Genomic DNA, 24,659 nt, shown 5'->3' on the forward strand with positions numbered 1-24,659 from the left:
CATCACCAGGCATGACAACGACGATCGGACGCGTCCTGCGGGACCGCAACGCGGGTCTGTACCTGAGTGCCGTGGTGGTCTCCGGGTTCGGGACCTCCGCGCTGTGGCTGGCCTCCGGGATCTGGGTGAAGGAGCTGACGGGCTCGGACGGGCTCGCCGCGCTCTGCCAGTTGGCGATGTGGGCGCCCACCCTGGCGGGCCCGCTGCTCGGCACGCTCGCCGACCGCACGCGCCGCAAGCCGCTCCTGGTGGCCGCGAACCTGGCGCTCGGCGCGCTGCTGCTCTCCCTGTTCGCGGTCGACGGCCAGGACCGCCTGTGGATCCTCTTCGCGGTCCTCCTGGTGTACGGGACGTGCGGCGTCGTCACCGACGCGGCGGAGGCGGCCCTGGCCGCGACAGCCGTCGACAAGGACCTCCTTGGCGACTTCAACGGCCTGCGGATGTCCGCGAACGAGGGCATGAAGCTGGTGGCGCCGCTCGCCGGGGCGGGCCTGTTCGCCGCGTACGGAGGCGCCCGGGTGGCCCTCCTGGACGCGGTGACGTTCGTGCTCGCGGCGGGCATGTTCGCGCTGCTGCGGGTGCGGGAGAGCGCGCCGGTGCCCGACCGCACGCCCCTGCGGGCGCGGACGGCGCAGGGGGTACGGCACCTGTGGGGGCACGATCGGCTGCGGCCCCTCGTGGTGGCGGGCGGTCTGACGATGCTGACCTCGGGCATCAGCGGCGCGCTGGTCTACGCGGTCGTCGAGGGCCTGGGCCGCTCCCCCTCGTACACGGGCGTCCTGTACGTCGTGCAGGGCGCGGGGTCCGTCGCGGTGGGCGTGGCGTCGGGGGCGCTGATGCGGCGGTTCGGGGCGTGGCGGTTCGGCGGCGCGGGCATCGCCCTGACGGGCCTCTCAGCGGCGCTCACCGCGGTCCCGAGCGACGCCGCGGTCCTCGCGGGCACCCTCACGAACGGCGTCGGACTGCCCTGCATACTGATCGCGGGCCTGACGGCGGTGCAGCGCGAGACGCCGGACGCGCTCCTCGGCCGGGTGGCGGCCACCGCGAGCACTCTGATGTTCGCGCCGACCGCGGTCGGCATCGCGGCGGGCGCGGCGCTCGTGGAGAGCACCGACTTCCGCATCCTGCTCCCGGTCCTCGCGGGGGCGCGCCTGCTGATCGCCGCGCCCCTGCTGAGGCCCCGGGCGCGGGTTACTTCACGTCGGCCCAGCGCTTGATGGTCGCGACCGCCTTCTTCTGTTCGGCCGCGGGCAGCCCGGCGATCGACGCGCCGTGGTTGGCGCCGGGCACCACGTAGCGGTACGAGTCGTGGCGGCTGGGGGTGAACTTCTCGGCGCTCCACGGGTCGTTCTCGCCGTAGACGAACATCATGCGCTGGCCGCGCTTGTGCACCCAGCGGTCGACGTCGGCGATGGTGTGGTTGTTGTACGTGCCGCGCATGGCGGCGGGCAGCACCGAGTTCGGCTGGTAGATGCCGGGGTGGTGGCGGACGCCGTCGAGGTGCTTGAACTTCAGGTCCGCCCAGCCGAGCTGGGTGGCCGCCTGGCGGTAGTAGGGGCCCGTGCCGTTGGTGCCGAGCTCCTGGTCGCGGTAGACGCTGAAGCCGTGGTCCTTCGACCACTTCCAGAGCTCGTCGTCGCCGGTCTTCTTCGCGTCGGGGACGGTGGCGCAGTCGGCTTCGGAGCCGCTCTGCCAGAAGTTCCACACCTGGTCGAGGGCCGCGAACTCGTAGGCGCGGTCCGTGGTGCCGAGGGTCTGGTCGAAGGTGTACCCCTCGGCCGCCGCCTCCTTCTCGAACCTGGGCAGCAGGGTGTCGCGCCGTACGAGCATCTCGCGCTGCACGGCGTTCAGCGCGGCCCGGCACTCCTTGGTGCCGACGGTCTTGAAGAAGCGCTCGTAACCGCTGTCGTCGCGGTTGTTCGCGTCGTTGGGCGCGACGAACGCGACGACCGCGTCGAGGTCCTCGGGGTAGAACCGCTCGTGGTACGTCGCGGTCATGCCGCCCTTGCTGGCGCCGGTGCCCAGCCACTTGCCCTTCTCGATCCCGCGCAGGGCCCGGGTGAGGCGGTGCTCGTCGGCCGCCTCCTGCTCGACGGTCATCTTCGACCAGTCGTCGCCCGCGGCGCCCTTGGGCCGCGACTCGGCGAAGTAGCGGTGCTCGACGCTGACCTGGTTGGCGTCGATCAGCTTGGTGAGGGCGGTGGTGCCGCCTGGGAGGGTGTAGCCGCCGGTGTAGAGGACGGTCGGCTTGTCCGTGGCCTTGTGCCAGAGGGTGGCGCGCTGCGTGAAGGTGGCGCCGTGCGGCTTGCGGTGGTCGACGGGCTGTTCGTACGTCAGCGTGTAGAGGGGGTGGCCCTCCTTCTCCGCGACGGAGACCACCGTCATGCCCGGTATTCGCTCCAGGCGGTCACGGACGTCGGAACCGGCGGCTTCCTGTCCGGCGGCCGCCCGGGCGGCGGCGGGCACCGCGCCGCCGAGCACCGCCGTGCCCGCCATCACTCCTGCGCAGACCAGCGCGGATATCCCCTTGTTGCGCACCTTTTCCCCCTCTGTCCCCTGATACAGGAGTGATGGTTGTGGTGCGCGGATCGTATCGGTGATCACTCCGTGTGCGACAGGGCCTCCGTGACGAGGGCCAGGTCGGCGTCGGAGGCCAATCCGGCGTGGTAGAGACGCAGTTCGGTGGCGCCGAGCTCCGCGGCGCGTGCCGCGTCGGCGGCGAGGGTGGCGGGGCTGCCGCCCATGCCGCTCACCACGGTGAGGTTGGCGGCGAGGACCGCTCGCTCTCCGGCCCGCGCGGCGAACGGCTCAAGCAGGTGGGCGCCGCCCGTGCAGGGCACGACCACGCCGTCGGCCACGGAGAGGATGTGCGCGGGGTCGACGCCCGCGTTCGCACCGCAGTGGTAGGGCACCGGATCGGCGTGGAGCAGCACCTGGAACCCGGCGGGGGCCGCCGCGCGGACGGCGCCGACGACGGTCTCCTGGAGGGTGCGTGCGGTTTCCTCGCGCCACGCGCGCGTGGCCGCCGCCCGGTCCTCGCCGATGAGCTTCTCGACGGCCTGCCATCCTTCGGCGTCCTCGCCGCCTCGCCAGACGGGCTCCAGGGCGCGGCGGACGGCGTCCGCCAGCTCGTCGGGGTCGAGGTCGAGTCCTGCGTACCCCGCACGGCAGGAGGGGCAGAAGCAGAGCGACATCAGGTACTGCCCGGCCTCGCCGAGGGGGACGCCCGCGATCTTGTCGTGGGCGTGCAGGTGCGCGAGGCCGTACCAGCCGCAGGACTCCAGCTCGGTGCCGCGCGTGCCGGTCCCCGGGCGTACGGCCGCCTCCGCCGCCAGGTCGGCCAGGTACGCGCGCGTGGCGGGCTGTGCGATGCAGGGCGCCCAGGGGTAGCGGTCTCCGTAGGCATTGACCACCGAGGTCGCCGGGTGGTCGTCGCCCAGGCGGGAGTTGTGGGCGAGGACGACCCAGCTGTGCACGTCGAGCCCGGCGTCGCGCAGGGCTTGCGCCGCCTCTCCGTAGGCATCGCCCTGTGCCCAGTCCCCCGCCGCGTACGGCCGCAGCTCGCGCCCCTGCCAGTGGCCGCCCGGGGGGTAGAGCACGGCGGCGTGCGCGGCGGTGACGATGCGGTGGCGCGGGTGCCGCGGGGTCAGCGCGCGCGTGGAGTGGTAGGCGGCGGCGAGGGTGACCTGGCGGACGCCGAGGCGGGCCAGGCGCTCGGGGGCCTCGGGGTCTCCGACGACGTCCCACGGGTAGAGGAACGCGGCGGCCTTCATGGGGAAAGCGGAGGCCTTCATACGGTGCCCTTCGCGTCCCCGAGCAGCGCACGGCCCTGTTCCACGAGTTCGGCCAGCCGCTTGACGTGCTCGTCGGCGGGCTCGTGCAGCGGCGGCCGCACGGGGCCGACGTCCAGGCCGCCGAGCCGCACGCCCGCCTTGACGAGGGAGACCGCGTAACCGCGGCCGAGGGCGCGCAGCTCCACGAAGGGCCGGTAGAAGCCGTCGACGAGGCGGTTCACGACGTCGTCCCCCTCCGGCGTACCGGCGTTGAACGCGCGGTGGAAGGCGAGTGCGATGTCCGGCGCGAAGCAGAAGACGGCCGAGGAGTAGAGGGTCACGCCGATGCCGCGGTAGGCGAGGCCGGTCAGCTCGGCGGTCGGCAGGCCGTTGAAGTACAGGAAGTCGCCCGGCACTTCGCTGCGCACGGCGCTGACCGTGCGCTGCATCAGGTCCATGTCGCCGAGGCCGTCCTTGAAGCCGATGACGCCGTCCGCGCGGGCGAGTGCGACGACCGACTCCGGGGTGAGGACGGCGTTGTCGCGCTGGTAGACGATGACGTCCAGGGAGGTGGCCGCGGCCAGTTCCGTGTAGTGCCGGATGAGCCCCTCCTGCTCGGCGACGACGAGATAGGGGGGCATGGCCAGCAGCCCGTCGGCGCCCGCCTCCTCGGCGAGGCGCGCGTACCGCACGGCGAGCGCGGTGCCGTATCCGGCGCCCGCGACCACCGGCACCCGCCCCGCGGTCTCCTCGACCGCGGCGGCGACGCACTCCTGGAACTCCTCGGGGGTCAGGGCGTGGAACTCGCCCGTGCCGCAGCAGGCGAACACGGCCGCCGCACCGGCCTCGATGCCGTCGCGCACATGGGCGCGGAAGGTGTCCAGGTCGAGAGCGCCGTCGGGCCCGTACGCGGTGACCGGAAAGAACAGCGGCCCGCTGGGGACGCGGAGTCGGGAAGCGAGGGGGGCTGACGTCACGGGCTCTCCCTAGGCGTGCATGCGATGCGTATGTGCGAGGCGTGCATGTTTCTGATTCATGTCCATATCCCTGAACGCGACCACGCTAAGGCGCCCCCTTGGGCCCGGTCAAGCGGATGAACTCCCCACCCACGAGCGGATTTACCTCCTCCGCAGCGCACTTGACAGCCCACTTGACGGAGCGCGACCGAGATCCTTAGCTTGTCTACGGATGTGAACTCTGTACGTGAATGAGTACGCCATGTCGCCATGAGCACGCCTCGCCCTCAGGAGACCCGCATGCCCGCTCCCCGCACCGTCCTGCTCACCGGCGCAGCCGGCGGCCTCGGCACCCTGATGCGCGGGCTCCTGCCCTCGTACGGATACGACCTGCGCCTGCTCGACGTGCACCCCCTGGCGGACGAGCCGGGCGCCGTCAAGGCCGACCTCGCCGACCGGGACGCCCTGCGCGCGGCCGTGCGCGGCACCGATGCGGTCCTCCATCTCGCGGGCATCTCCCTGGAGTCCACCTTCGACAAGATCCTCAAGGCCAACGTCGAGGGCACGTACAACCTCTACGAGGCGGCCCGCGAAGAGGGCGTCCGGCGGATCGTCTTCGCCTCCTCCAACCACGCCGTGGGCTTCACCCCGCGCCCGCAGGGCGACGACCCGCTGATCCCGGTCGACACCCCGCGCCGCCCCGACACCCTCTACGGCCTGTCGAAGTCCTTCGGCGAGGACCTGGCCCAGTTCTACTGGGACAAGCACGGCATCGAGACCGTGTCGGTCCGCATCGGCTCGTGCTTCCCCGAGCCGTCGAGCGTGCGGATGCTCTCGGTCTGGATGAGCCCCGGCGACGGGGCCCGGCTCTTCCACGCGGCCCTCACCGCCGAGGACGTGCGGCACACCGTCGTGTACGGCTCGTCGGCCAACACCCGCCTGTGGTGGGACCTGTCCTCCGCGCGTGCGCTCGGTTACGACCCGCGGGACGACTCCGAGGACTACGCCGAGAAGCTGGTCGCGGAGCAGGGCGAACTGGACCCGGCCAACCCGGACCACGCGCACCTGGGGGGCCACTTCTGCACGAACCCGCCGGTGTGGCCGTACTGAGTCAGCCGCGCCCGCTCGCCCCCATTCGGGCACCGAACGGGCGCCTCCGCCCCCGCAAACGGGCACGCCCGAGGCCGGTCCCACTGGCCTTCGCCCCGCCAAGCGGGCAGATACGGGCATCATCGTGCCCGCTCGGAGCCTGGTAACCCCCCTTGTCCGCGCTGTAGAACTTCCCCACAGGGCCCGAACGGGCACCGCGCAGACCGCAGACCCAGGGGAAGAAGGTGGCGCCGATGACCGCGGAGGAACGTCAGCGGCGGATCGTCAACGCGGCCCGGCACGCGGGGTCCGTCGACGTGACGGCCCTCGCCGGTGAGCTCGGCGTCGCCAAGGAGACCGTCCGCCGCGACCTCAGGGCCCTGGAGGACCACGGCCTGGTCCGCCGCACCCACGGCGGCGCCTACCCCGTGGAGAGCGCGGGTTTCGAGACCACCCTCGCCTTCCGCACGACCATGCACGTGCCGGAGAAGCGGCGCATCGCGGCCGCCGCCGCCGAACTCGTCGGCGACGCCGAGACCGTCTTCATCGACGAGGGCTTCACCCCGCAGCTGGTCGCCGAGTCGCTGCCCGGCGCCTCCGCGGGCCGCCCGCTCACCGTCGTCACCGCCTCGCTGGCCACCGCGGGGGCCCTCGCCGAGGCCGAGAACATCACCGTTCTGCTGCTCGGCGGCCGGGTGCGGCCCGGCACGCTCGCCACCGTCGACCACTGGACGACCCGCATGCTGGCCGGGTTCGTCATCGACCTGGCGTACATCGGTGCCAACGGCATCTCCCGCGAACACGGCCTGACGACGCCCGATCCCGCGGTCAGCGAGGTGAAGGCGCAGGCCATCAGGGCGTCGCGGCGCACGGTGTTCCTGGGTGTGCACACCAAGTTCGGGGCGACGAGCTTCTGCCGGTTCGCGGGGATCGGCGACCTCGACACGATCGTCACGAGCAGCCGTCTGCCCGCGTCCGAGGCGCACCGCTACTCACTCCTGGGCCCGCAGGTCCTGCGCGTCTGACGCCGCCCCCCCTCCCCCCCCAACATCCCCCTCCCCCATCCCCTGTACGGCCGACACGGGGTCCCGCACGCCCCGAAACACACCGATTTTCCCCAAACGACCCTCTACGTCCAGGAGCTTTCATGCGAACCCCGAGCCGACGGAGACCGCGCACGCTCGCCGCGGCCGCCGCAGGGGCGCTGCTCGCCCCGCTGCTCGCCGGCTGCTGGGCCGGCGCCGGCGGGGCAGGTTCAGGCGACTCCATCAACGTCCTCATGGTGAACAACCCGCAGATGGTCGAGTTGCGCAAGCTCACCGCTGCCCACTTCACCAAGGAGACGGGCATCAAGGTGAACTTCACCGTCCTGCCCGAGAACGACGTCCGCGACAAGATCAGCCAGGACTTCGCCAACCAGGCGGGCCAGTACGACGTCGCGACGCTCAGCAACTACGAGATACCGATCTACGCGAGGAACGGCTGGCTGCACGAGGTCGGTTCGTATGCGCGCAAGGACAGGACGTACGACGAGAAGGACATCCTGCCGCCCATGCGCCAGTCCCTCACCGGCAACGACGGCAAGCTCTACGGACAGCCCTTCTACGGAGAGTCGTCCTTCCTGATGTACCGCAAGGACGTCTTCAAGAAGGCCGGTCTGACCATGCCGGAGCACCCCACCTGGCAGCAGGTGGCGGACCTGGCCGCCCGCGTGGACGGCAAGGAGCAGGGGATGAAGGGCATCTGTCTGCGCGGGCTGCCCGGCTGGGGCGAGGTGATGGCGCCACTGACGACCGTGGTGAACACCTTCGGAGGCACCTGGTTCGAGAAGGACTGGAAGGCCCGCCTGGACGCCCCCGAGTTCGAAAAGGCAACCCGCTTCTACGTAGACCTCGTTCGCAAGCACGGCGAGTCCGGAGCCGCACAGTCCGGCTATGCCGAGTGCCTCAACAACCTCACCCAGGGCAAGACGGCCATGTGGTACGACGCGACGGCCGCCGCGGGGTCGCTGGAATCCGCCAAGTCCCCGGTGAAGGGCAAGATCGGATACGTACCCGCCCCGGTGGCGAAGACCGAGAACTCCGGGTGGCTCTACACCTGGGCCTGGGGCATGCAAAAGGCCTCGCGCAACCCGGACAAGGCCTGGAAGTTCATCTCCTGGGCGTCGGGCAAGGAGTACGAAAAGCTCGTCGGCGAGCAGATCGGCTGGTCGAACGTCCCCGCGGGCAAACGCGCCTCGACCTACGCCAACCCCGCCTACCGCAAGGAAGCCGCCGCCTTCCAGGACGTCACCCGCGCCGCCATCGAAGGGGCCAGGCCCCGCGACCCCGGCGTACAGCCCCGCCCGGCGCCCGGCATCCAGTTCGTCGGCATCCCCGAGTTCACCGACCTCGGCACCAAGGTCTCCCAGGAGATCAGCGCGGCCATCGCCGGACGCCAGTCCGTCGAATCGGCCCTGGAGAAATCGCAGGAGCTCGCCGAGAAGATCTCCGAGGAGTACGAGGGACGATGACCGCCACCGCGAGCACCACCGCAGCAGGGCAGACGCGCGTGCCCGGCGCCCGCAAGGCGGGCACGCCAGGAGCACCGGGCACACCGGGACGGCTGCGCGCCTGGGCGACCAGGGCGCCCCTGCTGCCCGCCCTCATCTTCATGATCGCCGTGACCCAACTGCCCTTCGTGGCAACCCTGGTGATCTCCTTCTTCGACTGGAACGCCCTCTATCCCGACGCCCGCAGCTTCACCGGGTTCGCCAACTACAGCGAGGTCCTCACCGACCCCGACCTGCGCAAGTCCGTGCTGACCACGATCCTCCTTACCGCCTCCGTGGTGCTCGCGAGCCTGGTCGCGGGGCTCGCCCTCGCGCTGCTCCTGAACCGGAAGTTCAAGGGGCGCGGGCTGGTCCGCACCCTCCTCATCGCGCCGTTCCTGCTGGTCCCCGTAGCCGCCGCGCTGCTGTGGAAGCACGTGCTCTACAACCCCGAGTACGGGCTCTTCAACGGCCTGCTGCACTGGATCGGCGGGGACTCCGCGACACAGCCCGACTGGGTCTCCAACACCCCGCTCCTCGCCATCGAGGCCTCCCTGGTGTGGCAGTGGACGCCCTTCATGATGCTGATCCTGCTCGCGGGGCTGCAGAGCCGCGACCCCGAGCTGATCGAGGCGGCCCGCATGGACGGCGCGAGCAACTGGCAGGTCTTCCGCCATCTGACGCTGCCGCACCTGCGGCGCTACCTCGAACTGGGCGCACTGCTCGGCTCGATCTACATCGTGCAGAACTTCGACGCCGTCTTCACCATCACCTCGGGCGGCCTCGGCACGGCGAACCTGCCCTACACCGTCTACCAGAGCTTCTACCAGGCCCACGAGAACGGCCTGGCCTCCGCGGCGGGCGTGCTCGTCGTCATCGGCTCCATCATCATCGCGACCTTCGCCCTGCGGGTCGTCTCGTCGCTGTTCCGTGAGGAGGGGTCCCGCTGATGTCCGCTCTCGTGAAGAACCCGCCGGGAAAGACCCGCCCCCGCGCGCGCGGGTCCGCCCTCGGCCTGGTCGCCTGGCTCGCCGGAATCCTGTTCTTCCTGCCCATCGCCTGGATGGCGCTGACCTCCTTCCACTCGGAGGAGGACGCCGCGACCAACCCGCCCTCGCTCGCCGCCCCGCTCACCCTCGACGGCTACCGGGACTTCTTCGGGACGGGCGGCGGCGCGAGCCCCTGGCCGTCCCTGATCAACTCGACGGTGGCGTCGCTCGCCTCGACGCTGCTCGTCCTCGTCCTCGCGCTCCCGGCCGCGTACGCCCTGTCCATCAGGCCCGTGAAGAAGTGGACGGACGTGCTCTTCTTCTTCCTGTCCACGAAGATGCTGCCGGTCGTGGCGGGCCTCCTGCCGATCTACCTCTTCGCCAAGAACACCGGCATGCTGGACAACATCTGGCTGCTCGTCCTCCTCTACACCTCGATGAACCTGCCGATCGCGGTGTGGATGATGCAGTCGTTCCTCGCCGAGGTGCCGAAGCCCGTCATCGAGGCCGCGCAGATCGACGGGGCGCGGCTGCCCACGATCCTCACGCGCGTGGTGGCGCCCATCGCGCTCCCCGGGATCGCCGCGACCTCCCTGATCTGCTTCATCTTCAGCTGGAACGAACTCCTCTTCGCGCGGGTCCTGACGGGCGTCGTCGCCCAGACCGCGCCCGTCTTCCTGACCGGCTTCATCACCAGCCAGGGCCTGTTCCTGGCGAAGGTGTGCGCCGCGTCGCTCGTGATCTCCCTGCCGGTGCTCGCCGCGGGGTTCGCCGCCCAGGACAAGCTGGTCCAGGGCCTTTCGTTGGGAGCCGTCAAGTGAAGGCCGCCATCATCGAGTCCGTCGGCAAGGCCGTCGTCGGGGAGCTGCCCGACCCGACCCCGGGCCCCCGTGACGTCGTCGTCGAGGTCGCCGCGTGCGGCCTGTGCGGAACCGATCTGCACATCCTCCAGGGCGAGTTCGCACCGACCCTGCCGGTCGTGCCGGGCCACGAGTTCGCCGGGGAGGTCGTCGCGCTCGGCAGTGACGTCACGACGCTCGCCGTCGGCGACCGGGTGGCCGTGGACCCCTCGCTGCACTGCCACGAGTGCCGCTACTGCCGGGACGGCCGGGGCAACCTCTGCGAGCGGTGGGCCGCGATCGGCGTGACCACCGCGGGCGGCGCCGCCGAGTACGCGGTGGCGCCCGCCGCCAACTGCGTGCGCCTGCCCGACCACGTCCGCACCCAGGACGCCGCCCTGATCGAGCCGCTGTCCTGCGCGGTGCGCGGCTATGACGTGCTGCGCGCCCGGCTCGGCGCGCACGTGCTGATCTACGGCTCGGGGACGATGGGCCTGATGATGCTGGAGCTCGCCAAGCGCACCGGTGCGGCGAGCGTGGACGTCGTGGACCTGAACGCGGACCGGCTCGCCACCGCGCAGCGCCTCGGCGTCTCGGGATCGGCGGCAGGACCTGACGAACTGGACCGCCCCCAGGGCTGGGACGTGGTCATCGACGCGACCGGCAACGCGGCCGCGATCCAGGACGGTCTCGACCGGGTCGCCAAGGCGGGCACGTTCCTGCAGTTCGGCGTCGCCGACTACGCCACGCGCGTGAGCATCGACCCGTACCGGATCTACAACCAGGAGATCACCATCACCGGTTCGATGGCGGTCCTGCACAGCTATGAGCGGGCGGCCGAACTCTTCGCGGCCGGGGTGCTCGACCCCGACGTCTTCATCAGCGACCGGCTTTCGCTCACGGAGTACCCGCAGGCGCTCGACCGGTTCGCCGCCGGGGTGGGGCGGAAGATCGTGGTGGTGCCGTAGTCCGGTACCGGCTCGTCATTCGGTACCGGTCAGTAATTCGGTACCGGCGGGCATGGCCGGGACGTACGCTCCCGGCCATGCCGAGACCTCATGGATTCACGTACGAAGAGCGCGCCGACGGGACCGTGGTGATCACCCACGGGAACCGCGCCGCGGGAACGCTGCGCGGGGCCCGCGCGGAGCAGTTCCTCGGTGAGATGGCGGGCGGCGACCCGCAGCTGGTGATGGCCCGCTGGACCGGCAACTACAAGCACGGGAACGAGCGGACGGCCCGCGCCCACCCGCGCAACCGCGGCTGATCCGGGCCGCCGGTCGGCCCCGGAAAAATCCTTCCGTGGGTAAGGGAACGGCAAAGCGGGATCGTTCGTTACCCCTGGCATGACAGCTATGACCCCTGGCTCGAACATCCCGCTGACCGCCGCCCGCGTGGCGGTGGACGTCGCCGCTCCGGTGCGGCTCGACGTATCGGGCCTGCTGCTCACCGCCGACGGCAAGGTGCGCTCCGACGACGACTTCATCTTCTTCAACCAGCCCTCCGGGCCCGGTGTGACCTACCAGTCGGGCGGCGGCACGACCCCCGACAAGATCACCGTCGACACGGCCGCCGTGCCGTCCGGCATCGAGAAGATCGTCGTGACCGCGAGCCCGGACGCGGCGGGCCAGACCTTCCAGGGCGTCGAGCCCACCGCCACGATCCGCAACGCCGACGACGGCTCGGTGCTCGCCACCTTCACGCCGCCCCAGCTCGGCGCCGAGACCGCCCTCGTGATCGTCGAGATCTATCTGCGCAACGGCGCATGGAAGGCCCGCGCGGTCGGCCAGGGGTACTCCAACGGCCTCGCGGGCATCGCGACGGACTTCGGCGTCTCGGTGGAGGAGCCCGCCCCGGCCCCGGCCGCCGCCCCCGCGGCCCCCATGGCGCCCCCGGTGGGCCAGCCGGTGCAGGGCCCGCCCCCGCCGGTCGCCGACCCTCGCCTGGCCGCGCCCGCCGCTCCTGCCGCGCCCCCGGCCCCCGCCGCGCCCGCGCCCGGCGCCGGGAAGATCAACCTGGACAAGGGCCGGGTCAGCCTCCAGAAGAACCAGACGGTGTCCCTGGTCAAGGGCGGCCGTCCGCTGCTCTCGCAGGTCAAGATGGGCCTCGGCTGGGAGCCCGCGTTCCGTGGCAAGGACATCGACCTCGACGCCTCCGTCATTGCGTACGGCCCGCAGCGCAACCACGTCGACAGTTGCTACTTCGGCAAGCTGTCGATCGTGAACGGCGCGATCAAGCACTCCGGCGACAACCTCACGGGCGAGGGCGGCGGTGACGACGAGGTGATCGTCGTCGACCTCGGCCGTCTCCCGCAGGACGTCACGGGCCTGGTCTTCACGGTGAACTCGTTCTCCGGCCAGAAGTTCACGGAGGTCGCGAAGGCGTACTGCCGCCTGATCGACGCGGCGTCGGGCGAGGAGCTGGTCCGCTTCGACCTGACCAACGCCGAGGCGCAGACGGGCGTCATGATGGCGAAGCTGATCAAGCAGTTCACCGGCGAGTGGGAAATGACCGCTATGGGACAGTTCGTCAAGTCCCGTACGGTGCGCGGCATGGTGAAGCCTGCGGCGCAGGCGCTCTGAGGGACGTGCGAACGCGCTGAGGGGCGGCAGTCCGCACCTGCGGTCCGCCGCCCCTCACGCGTGTCACGTGGTGTCACGTCATGTCGTGTATGTCACAAGGTTGAAATCAGAGCTTGGCCAGCTTCGGGTAAGGGCTCAGGAACCGTCCCTGACGGCCTGCGAAGTCGATGACAACCGCGTCCTCTCCCTCGACGCCCACGATCCTCCCCAGGCCGTACTGGTCGTGGGAGACCCTGTCACCCACCTCGAAGTGCTCCACGGGTGGGGCGGGCGGGGCAGGCACGTTGAAGGGACTGTTCGGCAGGTGTCGGCGCGAGCCGGGGGGCCTCGTCATATTCGCAGTATGAGGCTTCGGGCGCCCGCGGCACCATGCTCTGTGCTGACACTGCCCTCACATCGGTATGGAACAGACACACAAGCCACGGGCTGAGGAGTCGCATCCGCGGGTGCGGATGCGACCCGAACGGGGGATACGGGTGACGGTCTGCTCCCCCTCAGCCACGCACCGTGTCCGAAGTCGCCGCCCAGGGCCAGTCGGCGCTCTCCCCCGCCTCCAGGAGCTGCACCATCCGGAACGCCGCGTCCGAGAGTCCGCCGAAGACGTGGCGGTTGCCCTCGCCCGAGGCGCCGTGCCCGGCGCGGTACCCCGCCAGGTTCCAGGTGTAGACGGGGACGGCCGCCGGGACCTGCTCGGTCGGATCACCGTGGTAGTGGTACGTCGCCTGTTCGTCGGTGACGATCAGCACCCGGTCGTGCTTCTTGTAGGAGCGGCGCACCGCCTCGGTGGTGTTCGTGCCGCCGAGGTTGCCGAAGCGGTCGAGGATCTTCAGGACGGACTCGCCCGTGCCGAACTTCACCGGCTGGCTGCTGGTGCCGAACTGCACGAGGTCCGCGTCGGCCGCCCGCAGCGCGAGCGCCGTACCGAAGATCGCGGCCGCGTCGGCCCGGCTGAGCTGCGAGCGGCCCGAGAGCGGCGACCACATCGAACCGGAGCGGTCGACCAGGATCAGCGTCCTGCCCGGCAGCGAAGGCACGTTCGCGAGCGAGTGGCCGAGCGCCTGCTCCAGCGGGTACGACCAGCGCAGCGAAGGCGCGTGCTGGTACGCGGCGAGGTAGCGGAAGGGGAACTGCCGCGACTTCGCGACGGCCTCCGGGTCGGCGAGCCGGGCCGCGACGGACGCCGCGACCTCGTCCGAGACGCCCGCCCCGTCGAAGTTCCGCAGGTTGCGAACCAGCGCCATGGCGCCCATCGACGGGATCACGGCCTCCCAGGCCGCCTTGTCCATGGGCCCCTGCAGCCATCCTGCGAGCGCCTCCCAGGTGATGCCCGCGGCGGCGAGCCGCTCGGCGCCACCCTCGCCGGTGACGACCGCGCGACGCTCCCCGACGGGCAGCGCCATCAGCTCGCGGTGCGCGGCGAGGACGCGCGCGCCCTCGGGCGGCACGGCGGTCTCCGGGTGGTGACGCCGGTCGAGCGCGTACCGGAACAGGTCGCCCTGCCACGGCTTGGCCGGGTCCGGCGCCGCGTGCACGAGGTTGAGGATGTCGCCGAAGCGGTAGCCCTTGGCCGCCGTGTCGTACTTGAGCAGGGACTTCTCGGTGTAGAGGCGGCGCACGGCGTCGGCGATGCCGCGCTTGACGGGCTTGGGGATCGCCCGGCCGTACGTCGACGTCCAGTAGCCGAGGAGTTCCCCGGGCTCGTCGGGGCGGCGCAGCACGGACGCGACGACCTGGCGGCTCGTGGGGCCGCCGGTGGCACCGGCGTCGAGGCGCGCCTTGACGTACTCGGCGGCGCCGACGATCGAGGCCGTACGCATGTTGCCGTCGCCGCGCAGCCAGCCGAGCAGGCCCGCGGTCCACTCCGGGTCCTCGACGGCGAGGCCGCGCACGAGACCGGCGAACCGGTCGTCCCGGCGGTCGCCCGTCTCGTAGAAGGTCTGCTGGGAGACGAAGTTCGCGACCGCGAGCAGAAAGAGCTCGGAGCGGGGGTCGCGGAGGTGTCCGCGGCCGCCCTGATGGGTGCGGGTGGTGCGGCCGGTCGACTTCACCGCGGAAGTGACCCGCGCCGTGACGGACTTGGTGTTGAAACGCGCCATGAGAATTCCCCCGAATTCGTTGCGTGCTGGACGTACAGAACTGAGGGGAGACAGGCGGCAGGAGTGTGCCCGAGTTCAGAAGCGGCGACGGACTATTGTCGGATGCTCTACCCAATTGAGCTACACCGACCCGAAGTCGATGACGGGACTCGAACCCGCAACCCTCTGATCCAGGAAGTAACCGTTGCCTGCGCACCGGGCACACACCAGCTGCTGCCTCCCGAGATCTAGGTGGCGGCGGCGTGATTTCTGAAAAGGAAGTAGCCGCTGCCTGTGCACCGGGAGGTGCAGGGAAATACATGAAGTTGTGGTGTCCAGAGTTCATTTCGGCGGAACCGACGATGGTGCTCTGCCCACCTGGACGTGCATCACTTTAGGAGAGCGAACTGGCGGGGCGCCAAAGGTTTTTCCGCGTTCTCTTCGTACTCTGCCGCCGCCCGCCGATCTCACGGCGGCCGCAACCGTACGATGCCTCACAGGCGTCGCACAGTCCGTCGGGGGCAACGGAGGGAGCAGCCGTGGAGGTCGGCGGGTACCGGATCGTCGCGCTGCTCGGCGAGGGCGGCATGGGCCGGGTGCATCTCGCGCGGTCCGCGTCCGGGCGGCCGGTCGCCGTCAAGACGGTCCACGGACACCTCGCCGCCGACCCGGAGTTCCGCGAGCGGTTCCGTCGTGAGACGGCCGCGGTGCGTGCCGTCACCGGTCCTTACACCGCCGCCGTGCTCGACGCGGGCCCGGACGCCGAACAGCCGTGGCTGGCCATCGAGTTCTGCGCGGGCCCCGGCCTGCCGGAGGCGGTGGCCGCGCACGGCCCGCTCGGGCCCGCCGAGCTCGCCACGCTGGGCGCCGCGCTCGCCGAGGCGCTTGCCGCGGTGCACGCGGCGGGGCTGGTGCACCGTGACGTGAAGCCGTCCAACATCGTCATCACGCGCGACGGCCCGAAGGTCATCGACTTCGGCATCGCCAAGAGCGCGGCCGACGAGAGCCTCACGGCCGAGAGCGAGGCCATCGGCTCGCCCGGCTTCATCGCCCCCGAGCAGCTGGCGCGGGGCGGGCGCCCCGAGCCCGCCACCGACGTGTTCGCACTCGGCGCGGTGCTCGCGGTGGCGGCGACCGGGCGCGGTCCCTTCGGTTCGGGCGGCGCCCCCGAGGTCCTCCACCGCACGCTGCACGACGAGCCGGACCTGGTGGGCGTGCCGGGCCCGGAGTGGCAGGACTTCCTCGGCCGCTGCCTGGCCAGGGACCCGGCGGCCCGCCCCGCGGTCGCGGAGGCGCTCGCCTGGTGCGCCGAACGGGCGGCGGACGAGCCGTGGTGGGAACAGCAGGCGGTCGCCGGGCTGATCCGCCGCCAGGAGGACAAGGTCGCGGAGCTGCTGGGGGGCGCGGCGGAGGGCGACCCGACTGCCCCCGCGGATGCCCGCCCCCAGGACATCCCGCCACCCTCGCACCGCACGTCCCGGCGACGTCTCCTCGGCTGGGGCGGTGCGGTCCTCGCTGCCGTGGGCGGCACGACGGCGGCCGTCGTCCTCAACGACGGGGACGGTGACGGGGGCGCGGCCCGCGACGGGCGGCGCGGGGCGTCCCGGCCACCGGCCGGTGAGGTGGTCTGGAGCCGCGACATCGGTGAAGTCGAGTACGGCGGCGCCCTGTTGCGCGACGGCAAGGACCTCTACGTACTCGACGACAAGGGCCTCACCCGCCTCGACGCGGAGACGAACACGCTCCGCTGGACCTACCCGGAGGAGAACCTGCGGAGCGTCGACACGCGCGGCGACCTCGTCTACGTACTCCGGAACAGCATGCTCGAACCCGAGTTGATCGCCCTGCGCGCGGCAGGCGGCCGGGAGGCGTGGACGTCGGGCCTCCTGTCCCGCAACCGGCACCGCCCGCCCCGCCCCCTGGACGCGCCGCCGAGCCAACTGGAGGGCGGTGAAGGACTGTTCACCGTGTCGGACGACGTGGCCTGTCTGTTCACCTCCGCCTCGTACGGCACCCAGTGGGAGCGGCGCGGCACCTGGGACCGGCCCTGGCGCGCGTACGGCTTCGACGCGCGTACGGGGCGGGAGCTCTGGTTCCACGAGGGGCGCGCGGCGGGTGTGATCGGCGTGGACGGAGCGGGCGGCCGCATCGCCGTGGCCGCCGCGGCCGAGGGCTCGGGCGCCCCGGGCACGGACCGGTACGCGCGACACGATCCGCTGGTCGTCCTCAAGGCGTCCGACGGCACGGTGGAGCGGGAGGTCGCGAACGGCGCCCGCCGCCCTCAGGCCCATCCCGGCGCCGAGGGCGTCGGCTTCTTCGCGTCGGATGAGCGGATCGAGGCGGTCGACCTGGCGACCCGCCGCACGGTGTGGGACCGGCCCGCGGGCACGGTCACGGCGGTCGCGGCACGGGCCGCGGAGGGCGGCGGCCCGGTGCTGGCCTCCGGGGCGGAGGGCGTCGAGGCGCTGGACGCCCGTACGGGCAGGAGACGGTGGTCGCGGCCGGAGTTCCGGTGGATCGAGGAGGGCGCGCCACAGGTCTCGGGCGGCCTGGTCCTCGTCTCAGGACCGGAGCCGGGCGGCGCGGGCGAGGGGACGTGGGGCGTGTACGCGCTGGACGCGGGGACGGGTGACGCGGTGTGGGCGGCGCCCGTCCCCGCCGCGTCCGACATGAGCCTGACGGCGGCATACGACGGCCTGTTCCACGTCTGCGCGGGCCGCACGCTGCACACGCTGCGCGGCCCGGGGGCGCGGACGTGACGCCGCTGGGCGGGCAGGGGGACCCGGCTGTGCCCGACCCCCGCCGGGCCTGCGATGCCGGTGCCGCTGGTGCTGGCGCCGATGTCGGTGCCGCCGCTGCCGATACCAGTGCCGCTCAGGCTGGTGCCGCCGATGCCGGTGCCGACAGCGCCAGGACCGCCAGTGCCGGTACCAGCGCCGCCTGGGCCGGTGCCGCCGATGCCGCCGATGCCGCCGATGCCGCCGATGCCGATGCTGCCAGTGCCGGTGCCATCGCCGCTCAGGCCGGTACCGCCGATACCGATGCCGACAGCGCCAGTGCCGATACCGGTGCCGATGCCAGCGCCGCCCATGCTGGTGCCGCCGATGCCAGTGCCAACAGCGCCGATGCCGGTGCCAGTGCCGCCGGTACCAGCGCCGCTCTGACCGGTACCGCCGATACCGATGCCGCCGGTGCCGGTATCAGTGCCGCCCATGCCGGTGACGACAGCGCCGATACCGGTGCCAGTGCCGCCGATACCGGTGCCGCCAGCGCCAGCGCCAGCGCCGCCCAGGCCGCCGATGCCGGTGCCGACAGCGCCAGTGCCCGCGCCGCCCAGGCCGCCGATGCCGGTGCCGACAGCGCCGGTACCGATACCGGTTCCGCCCATGCCAAGCGCCGCGACCACGCCCCACGCCGCCCCCGTCCCTCCCCCACCCCCCGTGGCGTCGCCCCGTGACCGAAACCCCGACCCCCCGGTCCCCCCTCACCCCCGGCACCCCCCTGCTCCCCGGCGACCCCCGTCTCCTCGGTGGTCACCGCATCGTGCGGCGTCTCGGGGCGGGTGGCATGGGGCAGGTCTATCTGGGGCGCAGCCCGGGTGGGCGGCTCGTTGCCGTCAAGACCGTGCACGCCCACCTCGCCGCCGACCCGCACTACCGGGAGCGGTTCCGGCGCGAGGCGACCGCCGCGCGTGCCGTCACGGGAGCGCACACCGCCGCCGTGCTCGACGCCGACCCCGACTCCCCCGTGCCCTGGCTCGCGACGACCTTCCTGCCCGGAGTCACCCTGCGCCGTGCGGTCGCCGCGGGTGTGCCGTTGGGCGCCGCGGCCGTGCGGTCGCTCGGAGCGTGTCTCGCCGAGGCCCTGGTGAGCATCCACGCCGCGGACATCGTGCACCGCGACCTCAAGCCGTCCAACGTGCTGCTGACCGCCGACGGCCCGCGCGTCATCGACTTCGGCATCGCCCGTGCCGCCGGGGACCCGGGGCTCACCCAGGCCGGGTCGATGATCGGCACGCCGGGGTTCATGGCCCCGGAGCAGATCACCGGCGGGGGCGATGTCGGGCCCGCCGCCGACGTGTTCGCGCTGGGCGCGGTCCTCGCCTTCGCCGCGACCGGCGAGCAGCCCTTCGGTTCGGGGCCCGTCGCCGTGCTGCTCTACCGCGCCACGCACGAGGAGCCGCACCTCGCCGACGTCCCGGAGACGGCAGGCCTGCGCGCGCTCGTCGCCGACTGTCTGCACAAGGACCCGCGGCAACGCCCTTCCGTGGCGGGGATCCTGGCCCTGGCCTCGGCTCCGGACGCGCCTCTGTGGTGGCGGGATGAGCCGCTCAGGTCGCTGATCGCGGGCGAGGAGCGGGAGGGCGGGGCGAGGAACGGAGACGGCACCCCCACCGAGCGGCTGCGACCCCCTGCCCCCGCGCCTGCTCCCGACTCCACGCCCTCCCCCCGAACCGCACGCCACCACACCCTCACCCGCCGCGCCCTCCTCACCACCGGCGCCGCCGGGCTCGCCGGACTCGCCGTGTGGGCCGTCGCCCGCGCCCCGAGGTCCCCGGCCGTGGACGCGGAGCAGGACGGCCCCGTGCTGCGGAAGGGGTCGAAGCGGCCGGGCAGGCAGCGCTGGGAGCTGACCGGCGAGGAGGGCGGCGCGGGCGGTGTGCTGTCCGCCCTGCTCGCCGGGGACACGGTGCTCGTACACGGGGCGAGTACGGAGTTCAGCGCCTCACAGGGCGTGGTCCGGGCCGTCGGCGCCGCGGACGGCACGAGCCGCTGGCAGTACGGGAAGGCTCCCGCGGCGGCCGCGCGTGAACCCCTCTGGGGCGTCAGCGACGGCCTGCTGATCGCCCCCGAACTGCTGGACAGGGCCTATGAGGTGGAGTCCGGCGACCCGTGGCGTCCGGAGCGGCCGTGGCCCGGCACCGTGAAGTGGTTCGCCGTCGCGGGCGGGCGGCTGCTCACGCTGGACAACGGCGGCGGGTCGTCGAGCGACCGGGTGCTGCACACGCGGGCGCTGCCCTCGGGAGGCTCGCCCCGCACCCGCGGCAAGGAGGACACCCGGGACTGGCGGGCGCCCGCGGTGTCGGGCGGCAGGCTCCTCCTCGTCCCGGACACCGGCGCGCTGGACCCGCGCGTGTTCTGCCTCGACGCGGTCACCGGCCGCGAGCCGTGGACGTACAAGGGGCTCGGCGGGGACGGACAGGCGCGGACCGCACCGGTCACGCTGCCCGCGCCGGACGGCCGCGGCGGCGACCGCTTCGCCCTGCTGAGCGACGCCGACGAGCTGCACCTCGTCGACGTGCGCACGGGTGACCCGCTGCGCAAGGAGCCGCTGCGGCTGACCGCGGGGAGCGGCGCCACGGCCCTCGGGCACGCGGCGGGCACCGGTCTGCTGCTCGCCGCCGGGGAGGACCTGATCGGCTTCGACCCCGGGAGCGGCAAGCGGCTGTGGAGCCATCCCACCGCCGGGCTCGACACCGGCTGGCCGCCGCTGCCGGGCGGCGGCAGGCGAGGGCCCGTCGTCCGGGACGGAACTCTGCTGAACTGGGTGGACGCCAGGGTGTTGCAGGCGATCGATCTCGCCGACGGCGGGCGGCAGTTGTGGCGGACGTCGTTCGACGCCGTCGCGCGCTGCCCGCCCGCCATCGGCGGCGGCACGGCCTATGTCACGGCGGGGCGGGTGTGCCGGGCGCTGGAGCTGCGCACGGGGAAGACGGTGCGGGAGTGGCCGGTGGACGAGGCCGTCACCTGGCTCGCCGCCGACGGGGACGGCTGGTACGCCCGGGTCGGCACGTCGTCCCTGCGGGCGGTCAACGCGCCGTGACGCCCGCTCCCGCGCCCGCCGCCCCGGTCAGTGCCGCTGCCGCCGCCACGGGCCGGTGATCGCGAGCATGATGCCGGGCGTCTGGATGTTGGCGTACAGGGTCCTGCCGTCGGGCGAGAACGTGACGCCGGTGAACTCGCTGTACTCGGGCTTCTCTTCGGTGCCCGCGTTGAGTTCGTTGCGTGCGATCGGGTACGTGCGGCCGCTCTCCGTGGCGCCGAAGAGGTGCTGGATGCCGTCGCCGTCCTCGGCGATGACCAGGCCGCCGTAGGGCGAGACGGTGATGTTGTCGGGGCCGTCGAAGGCGCCGTCCTTGCCCGGGTCCTGGTTCACGCCGAGCAGCACCTTCAGGGTGAGGGTGCGGCGGCCCGGGTGGTAGAACCACACCTGCCCGTCGTGCGGGACGGGGCTCTCGTCGCGGGCGAAGGAGGCGACGATGTAGACGCCGCCGTCGCCCCACCACATGCCTTCGAGCTTGCGGGCGCGGGTGATGTCGCCGTCGTCGAACTGCTGGCGCACGGGCACGGTCCGCGCGTCGCGGTCGGGGACCTCGACCCAGTCCACGCCGTAGACCGTGCCGGTCTTCGTGGCGCGGGACAGGTCGTCGACGAAGCGGCCGCCGGAGTCGTAGCACTTGGGGGCCTTCAGGACGCCCGCGTCGTCGGCGAGGGTGCGCAGTCTGCCGCGGCCGTGCACGAAGCCGTGCGGCGGGGTCCAGCGGTAGAGGAGCCCGTTCGGGCCCGAGGCGTCCTCGGTGAGGTAGAGATGGCCGCGCTTGGGGTCGACGACGACGGCCTCGTGGGCGTAGCGGCCCAGCGCCTTGATGGGCTTGGGGGCGCGGTTGGCGCGCCGGTCGAGGGGGTCGACCTCGAAGACGTAGCCGTGGTCCTTGGTCATGCCGTTGCGGCCCGCCCGGTCCTCGGTCTCCTCGCAGGTGAGCCAGGTGCCCCAAGGGGTGCTGCCGCCCGCGCAGTTGGTGGCGGTGCCCGCTATGCCGACCCATTCGGCGACGCGTCCGTCGGGGCGGACCTCGACGACGGTGCAGCCGCCTGCCGCGGCGGGGTCGTAGACGAGGCCTTCGGTGAGCGGCACGGGGTGCGGCCACTTGCTGCGGGGGCCGCCAAGCTCGTGGTTGTTGACGAGGAGCGTGGTGCCGCGCGGGCCGCGGAAGGTGGCGGTGCCGTCGTGGTTGGAGGGCGTGAACTCGCCGCTCTCCAGCTTCGTCTTGCCGCTGTGCGTGAGGACGCGGTACGAGAATCCGGCGGGCAGCGCGAGGAGGCCGTCGGGGTCGGGCAGGAGGGGGCCGTAGCCGGGACCGTGATGACCGGGGCGGGCGTGGCCGTCGTGGCCCTGGATGTCCTCCGCCTCCGGGACATCCGTCGCGGCCAGGGCGCCGGGCGCGGTGGCGAGCGCGCCGACGCTGCCGGTCAGGGCGACCCCCGCACCGGTGAGGGCGGAGCGTCTGGCGAAATCCCTGCGGGTGAGCGACATCGTTTCTCCTGAGGACGCGAGAGCGGTACGTGGGACCGGGCTGCTGTCGGCGTCACCGTCCCGCTCGCGTATAAACGGCGGTTGAACACCGTCCGACGTCGAGGGGCCTCCTTCCATGAACCTGCCCATCAACCAGTCAGGCACCGGCCGCCGCGTGCTGGTCAGCGGCGCCTCCCGCGGCCTCGGCCGCGCCGTCGCCCAAGCCTTCGCCGGGAACGGCGACCGGGTCGCGGTGCACTACGGCTCGCGGGAGGAGGACGCGCGGGCGACCCTCGACTCCCTGGCGGGCGCGGGACACGTGCTGGTGGGCGGCGATCTGTCGGACCCGGCGGGCGCGGCGGACATCGCCGGGCGGGCCGCCGAGGCGCTCGGCGGCGTCGACGTCCTGGTGAACAACGCCGCCGTGAACCTTCCGCACCCCCTCGCCGACACGTCGTACGAGGACTGGGCTGCCCTGTGGCAGCGGCACGTCTCCGTGAACCTGCTCGCCACGGCGAACCTCAGCCATCTCGCGGCCCGCCGCATGATCGACCAGGGCACGGGCGGGCGGATCGTGAACATCGGCTCGCGCGGCGCGTTCCGCGGCGAGCCCGACCACCCGGCCTACGGCGCGACGAAGGCCGCCGTCCACGCGCTCGGCCAGTCGCTCGCCGTCTCCCTCGCGCCGCACGGGATCGCGGTGGCGTCGGTGGCGCCCGGGTTCTTCGGGACGGAGCGGGTGGCGCACCGGCTGAGCGGCGCCGAGGGGGAGGCGATCCGCGCGCAGAGCCCCTTCGGACGGGCGGGCACGGCGGAGGAGATCGCGGCCGCCGTGCTGTGGCTGGCGTCGCCGGTGGCCGAGTGGGCGTCGGGGACAGTGCTCGACCTCAACGGCGCGTCGCATCTCCGTACGTGACGAGGCTTGATAAACAAGGTCAACAGGCGCGGATCATCCGTAAAGCGAAGAATCACCGCAGAACACCTTGACCCGCGATGCACACCGCAATAGACATCACCTACGTGCAGTGCTGCATGCACCACCCGCACGGAGAGGCGAGCCGAGTGGACGCACATCAGGCACGCAGCCTCCATGAAGGCCGGCTGATGAAGCTGGCCAATGTCACCGGAGTCGGCACCGGCAGGGACGAACACTCGGGTCAGGACGTGATCGTCGTCTTTGTGACCCACCGGGTGCCCCGTGACCGACTCCGTGACGAAGACGTGGTTCCGGACACGCTCGAAGGTGTTCCCGTACGCGTACTCGCCATCGGCGCAGTCGACGCGCAGGACGGCGGGACGTAGCGGGAGCGATGCCCTGGCGCGGCCCGGAGCCCCCACCCTTCAAAGGGGAAGAGGTGGTCTGGCGTGGTGAGCCAGCCCGAACTGATGCGAGGACCCACCGGCGGGCAACTGAGTGACAGCTCCCGCCAGCAGGCGATGTCCGACTTCCTACGGCCCCAGCAGCCGCTCTCCAACGTCGTCGGCTTCGGCCACGGCGTGAAGTGGAGCGACGGGGAGCCCACGGGCGAGCCCGCCGTCGTCGTGTTCGTCACCCAGAAGGTCCCGGAGTCCATGCTCCCGGAGCGGGACGTCGTCCCCCGTCAGATGGACGACGGCACCCCGACCGACGTCGTCGCGGTGGGCCACATCGCGGCGCAGCGCCAGCAGAGCAGGGCGGGCGGCCGCCGCGCCGACGACCGCGGCTCGGTGACGTACGGACCGGACGGCAGCGTCAGCGAGCAGCTCTCGGGCCTCGGACAGCCGCAGCTCGAAGAGCTCGTCGGACGCGGCGCGTTCGAGCCCCAGCTCCTCAAGCGCCGGATGCGTCCGTGCCCCTCCGGCTTCTCGGTCGGCAACGTCCGGGTGACCGCGGGCACGCTCGGCAGCGTGGTCTACGACTTCCTGCCCGGCGCCTCCGTCGACCCGCCCGGCGCGGGCCTCGGCGTACCGGCGAAGTTCTACATCCTCTCCAACAACCACGTGCTCGCCGACTCCAACCGGGCGCAGCTGGGCAGCGCGATCGTGCAGCCCGGCGTCTTCGACGGCGGGCAGGACCCGGGGGACCGCATCGCGACCCTGGAGCGCTTCATCACGATCCAGTTCGCCCCGCAGATCCCGGTGGAGCGGCACAACAACGTCGTGGACGCGGCGCTCGGCGCGGTCGACTTCCAGGACGCGACGCGCGAGCAGTACTTCAGCGGCGCCCCGCGCGCCTGGCGGCGCAAGGCCAACGTGGCCGTCGGCGACCTGGTCAAGAAGACCGGCAGGACGACGAACATCAGCTTCGGCCGGATCATCGCGATCGACGCGACGGTCGACGTGAACTACGGCACGGCGGGCACGGCCCGCTTCAAGGACCAGATCGTCACGACGAACATCTCCGCGGGCGGCGACTCCGGTTCGCTGGTCACCTCGCAGGACGACGTCGCGGTGGGTCTGCTCTTCGCCGGTTCGTCGGTCGCGACCATCGTCAACCACATCGAGAACGTCCGCGCGCTGCTGCGCGTGGAGATCGCCGAGCTGCTGGCCTGAC

Annotated in this window: 21 protein-coding genes; 15 read left to right on the top strand and 6 right to left on the bottom strand. The window is 72.3% G+C overall.

Annotated features, from left to right (window positions below; translation table 11 throughout):
• Nucleotides 1-11: 11 nt before the first annotated feature.
• Nucleotides 12-1,217, top strand: a complete 1,206-nt coding sequence (locus AC068B_RS36665) for an MFS transporter (RefSeq protein WP_478675820.1) — start codon at nucleotides 12-14, stop codon at nucleotides 1,215-1,217.
• On the opposite strand, the gene AC068B_RS36670 is transcribed toward AC068B_RS36665, so the two are convergent.
• From AC068B_RS36670 to AC068B_RS36680, 3 genes are all read right to left on the bottom strand, one after another.
• Nucleotides 1,192-2,538 carry a S28 family serine protease gene (locus AC068B_RS36670; RefSeq protein WP_478675821.1) on the bottom strand — a complete coding sequence of 449 codons (1,347 nt, stop codon included), beginning with the start codon at nucleotides 2,536-2,538 and terminating at the stop codon, nucleotides 1,192-1,194. The two genes, AC068B_RS36665 and AC068B_RS36670, sit on opposite strands and share 26 nt — an antisense overlap.
• Before the next feature lie 62 nt (nucleotides 2,539-2,600).
• Entirely contained in the window at nucleotides 2,601-3,773 is a 1,173-nt protein-coding gene (locus AC068B_RS36675; protein ID WP_478675885.1) for a hypothetical protein, read from the bottom strand.
• Between the two features lie 17 nt (nucleotides 3,774-3,790).
• Nucleotides 3,791-4,750: a 5-dehydro-4-deoxyglucarate dehydratase gene (locus AC068B_RS36680; protein ID WP_478675822.1), complete on the bottom strand. Its 960-nt coding sequence runs from the start codon at nucleotides 4,748-4,750 to the stop codon at nucleotides 3,791-3,793.
• A gap of 279 nt (nucleotides 4,751-5,029) precedes the next feature.
• Between AC068B_RS36680 and AC068B_RS36685 the strand changes: the two genes are divergently transcribed.
• The 8 genes from AC068B_RS36685 (at nucleotide 5,030) to AC068B_RS36720 (ending at nucleotide 12,758) form a co-directional block, all read left to right on the top strand.
• Nucleotides 5,030-5,839 (top strand): NAD-dependent epimerase/dehydratase family protein, encoded by an 810-nt coding sequence (locus tag AC068B_RS36685; RefSeq protein WP_478675823.1) that lies wholly within the window; start codon nucleotides 5,030-5,032, stop codon nucleotides 5,837-5,839.
• 233 nt (nucleotides 5,840-6,072) lie between these two features.
• The gene (locus tag AC068B_RS36690) at nucleotides 6,073-6,843 is read left to right on the top strand and encodes a DeoR/GlpR family DNA-binding transcription regulator (RefSeq protein ID WP_356264331.1); all 771 of its coding nucleotides are present in this window, start codon (nucleotides 6,073-6,075) and stop codon (nucleotides 6,841-6,843) included.
• Nucleotides 6,844-6,965: 122 nt separating this feature from the next.
• Nucleotides 6,966-8,330 carry an ABC transporter substrate-binding protein gene (locus tag AC068B_RS36695; RefSeq protein WP_478675824.1) on the top strand — a complete coding sequence of 455 codons (1,365 nt, stop codon included), beginning with the start codon at nucleotides 6,966-6,968 and terminating at the stop codon, nucleotides 8,328-8,330.
• The gene (locus AC068B_RS36700) at nucleotides 8,327-9,298 is read left to right on the top strand and encodes a carbohydrate ABC transporter permease (RefSeq protein ID WP_478675825.1); all 972 of its coding nucleotides are present in this window, start codon (nucleotides 8,327-8,329) and stop codon (nucleotides 9,296-9,298) included. Before AC068B_RS36695 ends, AC068B_RS36700 begins: the two co-directional genes overlap by 4 nt.
• A complete protein-coding gene (locus tag AC068B_RS36705; protein WP_359350928.1) occupies nucleotides 9,298-10,158 on the top strand; it encodes a carbohydrate ABC transporter permease in 861 nt (286 codons plus the stop codon). The genes AC068B_RS36700 and AC068B_RS36705 overlap by 1 nt, the downstream gene beginning before the upstream one ends.
• Entirely contained in the window at nucleotides 10,155-11,144 is a 990-nt protein-coding gene (locus AC068B_RS36710) for a zinc-dependent alcohol dehydrogenase family protein (protein ID WP_468560576.1), read from the top strand. Before AC068B_RS36705 ends, AC068B_RS36710 begins: the two co-directional genes overlap by 4 nt.
• Nucleotides 11,145-11,221: 77 nt before the next feature.
• Entirely contained in the window at nucleotides 11,222-11,443 is a 222-nt protein-coding gene (locus AC068B_RS36715; RefSeq protein ID WP_478675826.1) for a hypothetical protein, read from the top strand.
• An 88-nt stretch (nucleotides 11,444-11,531) separates the two neighbouring features.
• Nucleotides 11,532-12,758: a TerD family protein gene (locus tag AC068B_RS36720; protein WP_356264313.1), complete on the top strand. Its 1,227-nt coding sequence runs from the start codon at nucleotides 11,532-11,534 to the stop codon at nucleotides 12,756-12,758.
• A gap of 106 nt (nucleotides 12,759-12,864) precedes the next feature.
• Here AC068B_RS36720 and AC068B_RS36725 read toward each other — a convergent pair whose 3' ends face one another.
• Both AC068B_RS36725 and AC068B_RS36730 read right to left on the bottom strand, forming a co-directional pair.
• Nucleotides 12,865-13,092, bottom strand: coding sequence for a CarD family transcriptional regulator (locus AC068B_RS36725; protein ID WP_055564387.1), 228 nt, complete (start codon nucleotides 13,090-13,092; stop codon nucleotides 12,865-12,867).
• A gap of 160 nt (nucleotides 13,093-13,252) precedes the next feature.
• Nucleotides 13,253-14,854: a TROVE domain-containing protein gene (locus AC068B_RS36730; protein ID WP_478675827.1), complete on the bottom strand. Its 1,602-nt coding sequence runs from the start codon at nucleotides 14,852-14,854 to the stop codon at nucleotides 13,253-13,255.
• Nucleotides 14,855-15,372: 518 nt separating this feature from the next.
• On the opposite strand from AC068B_RS36730, the gene AC068B_RS36735 reads away from it, so the two are divergent.
• From AC068B_RS36735 to AC068B_RS36745, 3 genes are read left to right on the top strand one after another with little or no spacing between them, the layout of a single operon-like run.
• Nucleotides 15,373-17,592, top strand: a complete 2,220-nt coding sequence (locus AC068B_RS36735) for a protein kinase domain-containing protein (RefSeq protein WP_478675828.1) — start codon at nucleotides 15,373-15,375, stop codon at nucleotides 17,590-17,592.
• Nucleotides 17,589-18,290 (top strand): hypothetical protein, encoded by a 702-nt coding sequence (locus tag AC068B_RS36740; protein WP_478675829.1) that lies wholly within the window; start codon nucleotides 17,589-17,591, stop codon nucleotides 18,288-18,290. Before AC068B_RS36735 ends, AC068B_RS36740 begins: the two co-directional genes overlap by 4 nt.
• Nucleotides 18,287-20,656, top strand: a complete 2,370-nt coding sequence (locus tag AC068B_RS36745; protein WP_478675830.1) for a protein kinase domain-containing protein — start codon at nucleotides 18,287-18,289, stop codon at nucleotides 20,654-20,656. The genes AC068B_RS36740 and AC068B_RS36745 overlap by 4 nt, the downstream gene beginning before the upstream one ends.
• 27 nt (nucleotides 20,657-20,683) lie before the next feature.
• Here the strand turns inward: AC068B_RS36745 and AC068B_RS36750 are convergent, their stop codons facing one another.
• On the bottom strand, nucleotides 20,684-22,147 hold the full coding sequence (locus AC068B_RS36750) for an alkaline phosphatase PhoX (RefSeq protein ID WP_478675831.1): 1,464 nt from the start codon (nucleotides 22,145-22,147) through the stop codon (nucleotides 20,684-20,686).
• 115 nt (nucleotides 22,148-22,262) lie between these two features.
• Between AC068B_RS36750 and AC068B_RS36755 the strand changes: the two genes are divergently transcribed.
• The 3 genes from AC068B_RS36755 to AC068B_RS36765 all read left to right on the top strand — a co-directional run bounded on the left by AC068B_RS36755 (nucleotide 22,263) and on the right by AC068B_RS36765 (nucleotide 24,658).
• Nucleotides 22,263-23,042, top strand: coding sequence for an SDR family NAD(P)-dependent oxidoreductase (locus tag AC068B_RS36755; RefSeq protein WP_478675832.1), 780 nt, complete (start codon nucleotides 22,263-22,265; stop codon nucleotides 23,040-23,042).
• Nucleotides 23,043-23,119: 77 nt separating this feature from the next.
• On the top strand, nucleotides 23,120-23,428 hold the full coding sequence (locus tag AC068B_RS36760; protein ID WP_478675833.1) for a hypothetical protein: 309 nt from the start codon (nucleotides 23,120-23,122) through the stop codon (nucleotides 23,426-23,428).
• 66 nt (nucleotides 23,429-23,494) lie between these two features.
• A complete protein-coding gene (locus AC068B_RS36765; protein WP_478675834.1) occupies nucleotides 23,495-24,658 on the top strand; it encodes a chymotrypsin family serine protease in 1,164 nt (387 codons plus the stop codon).
• Nucleotide 24,659: the final 1 nt, after the last annotated feature.

The sequence above is a fragment of the Streptomyces sp. NPDC042371 genome (assembly GCF_056437465.1).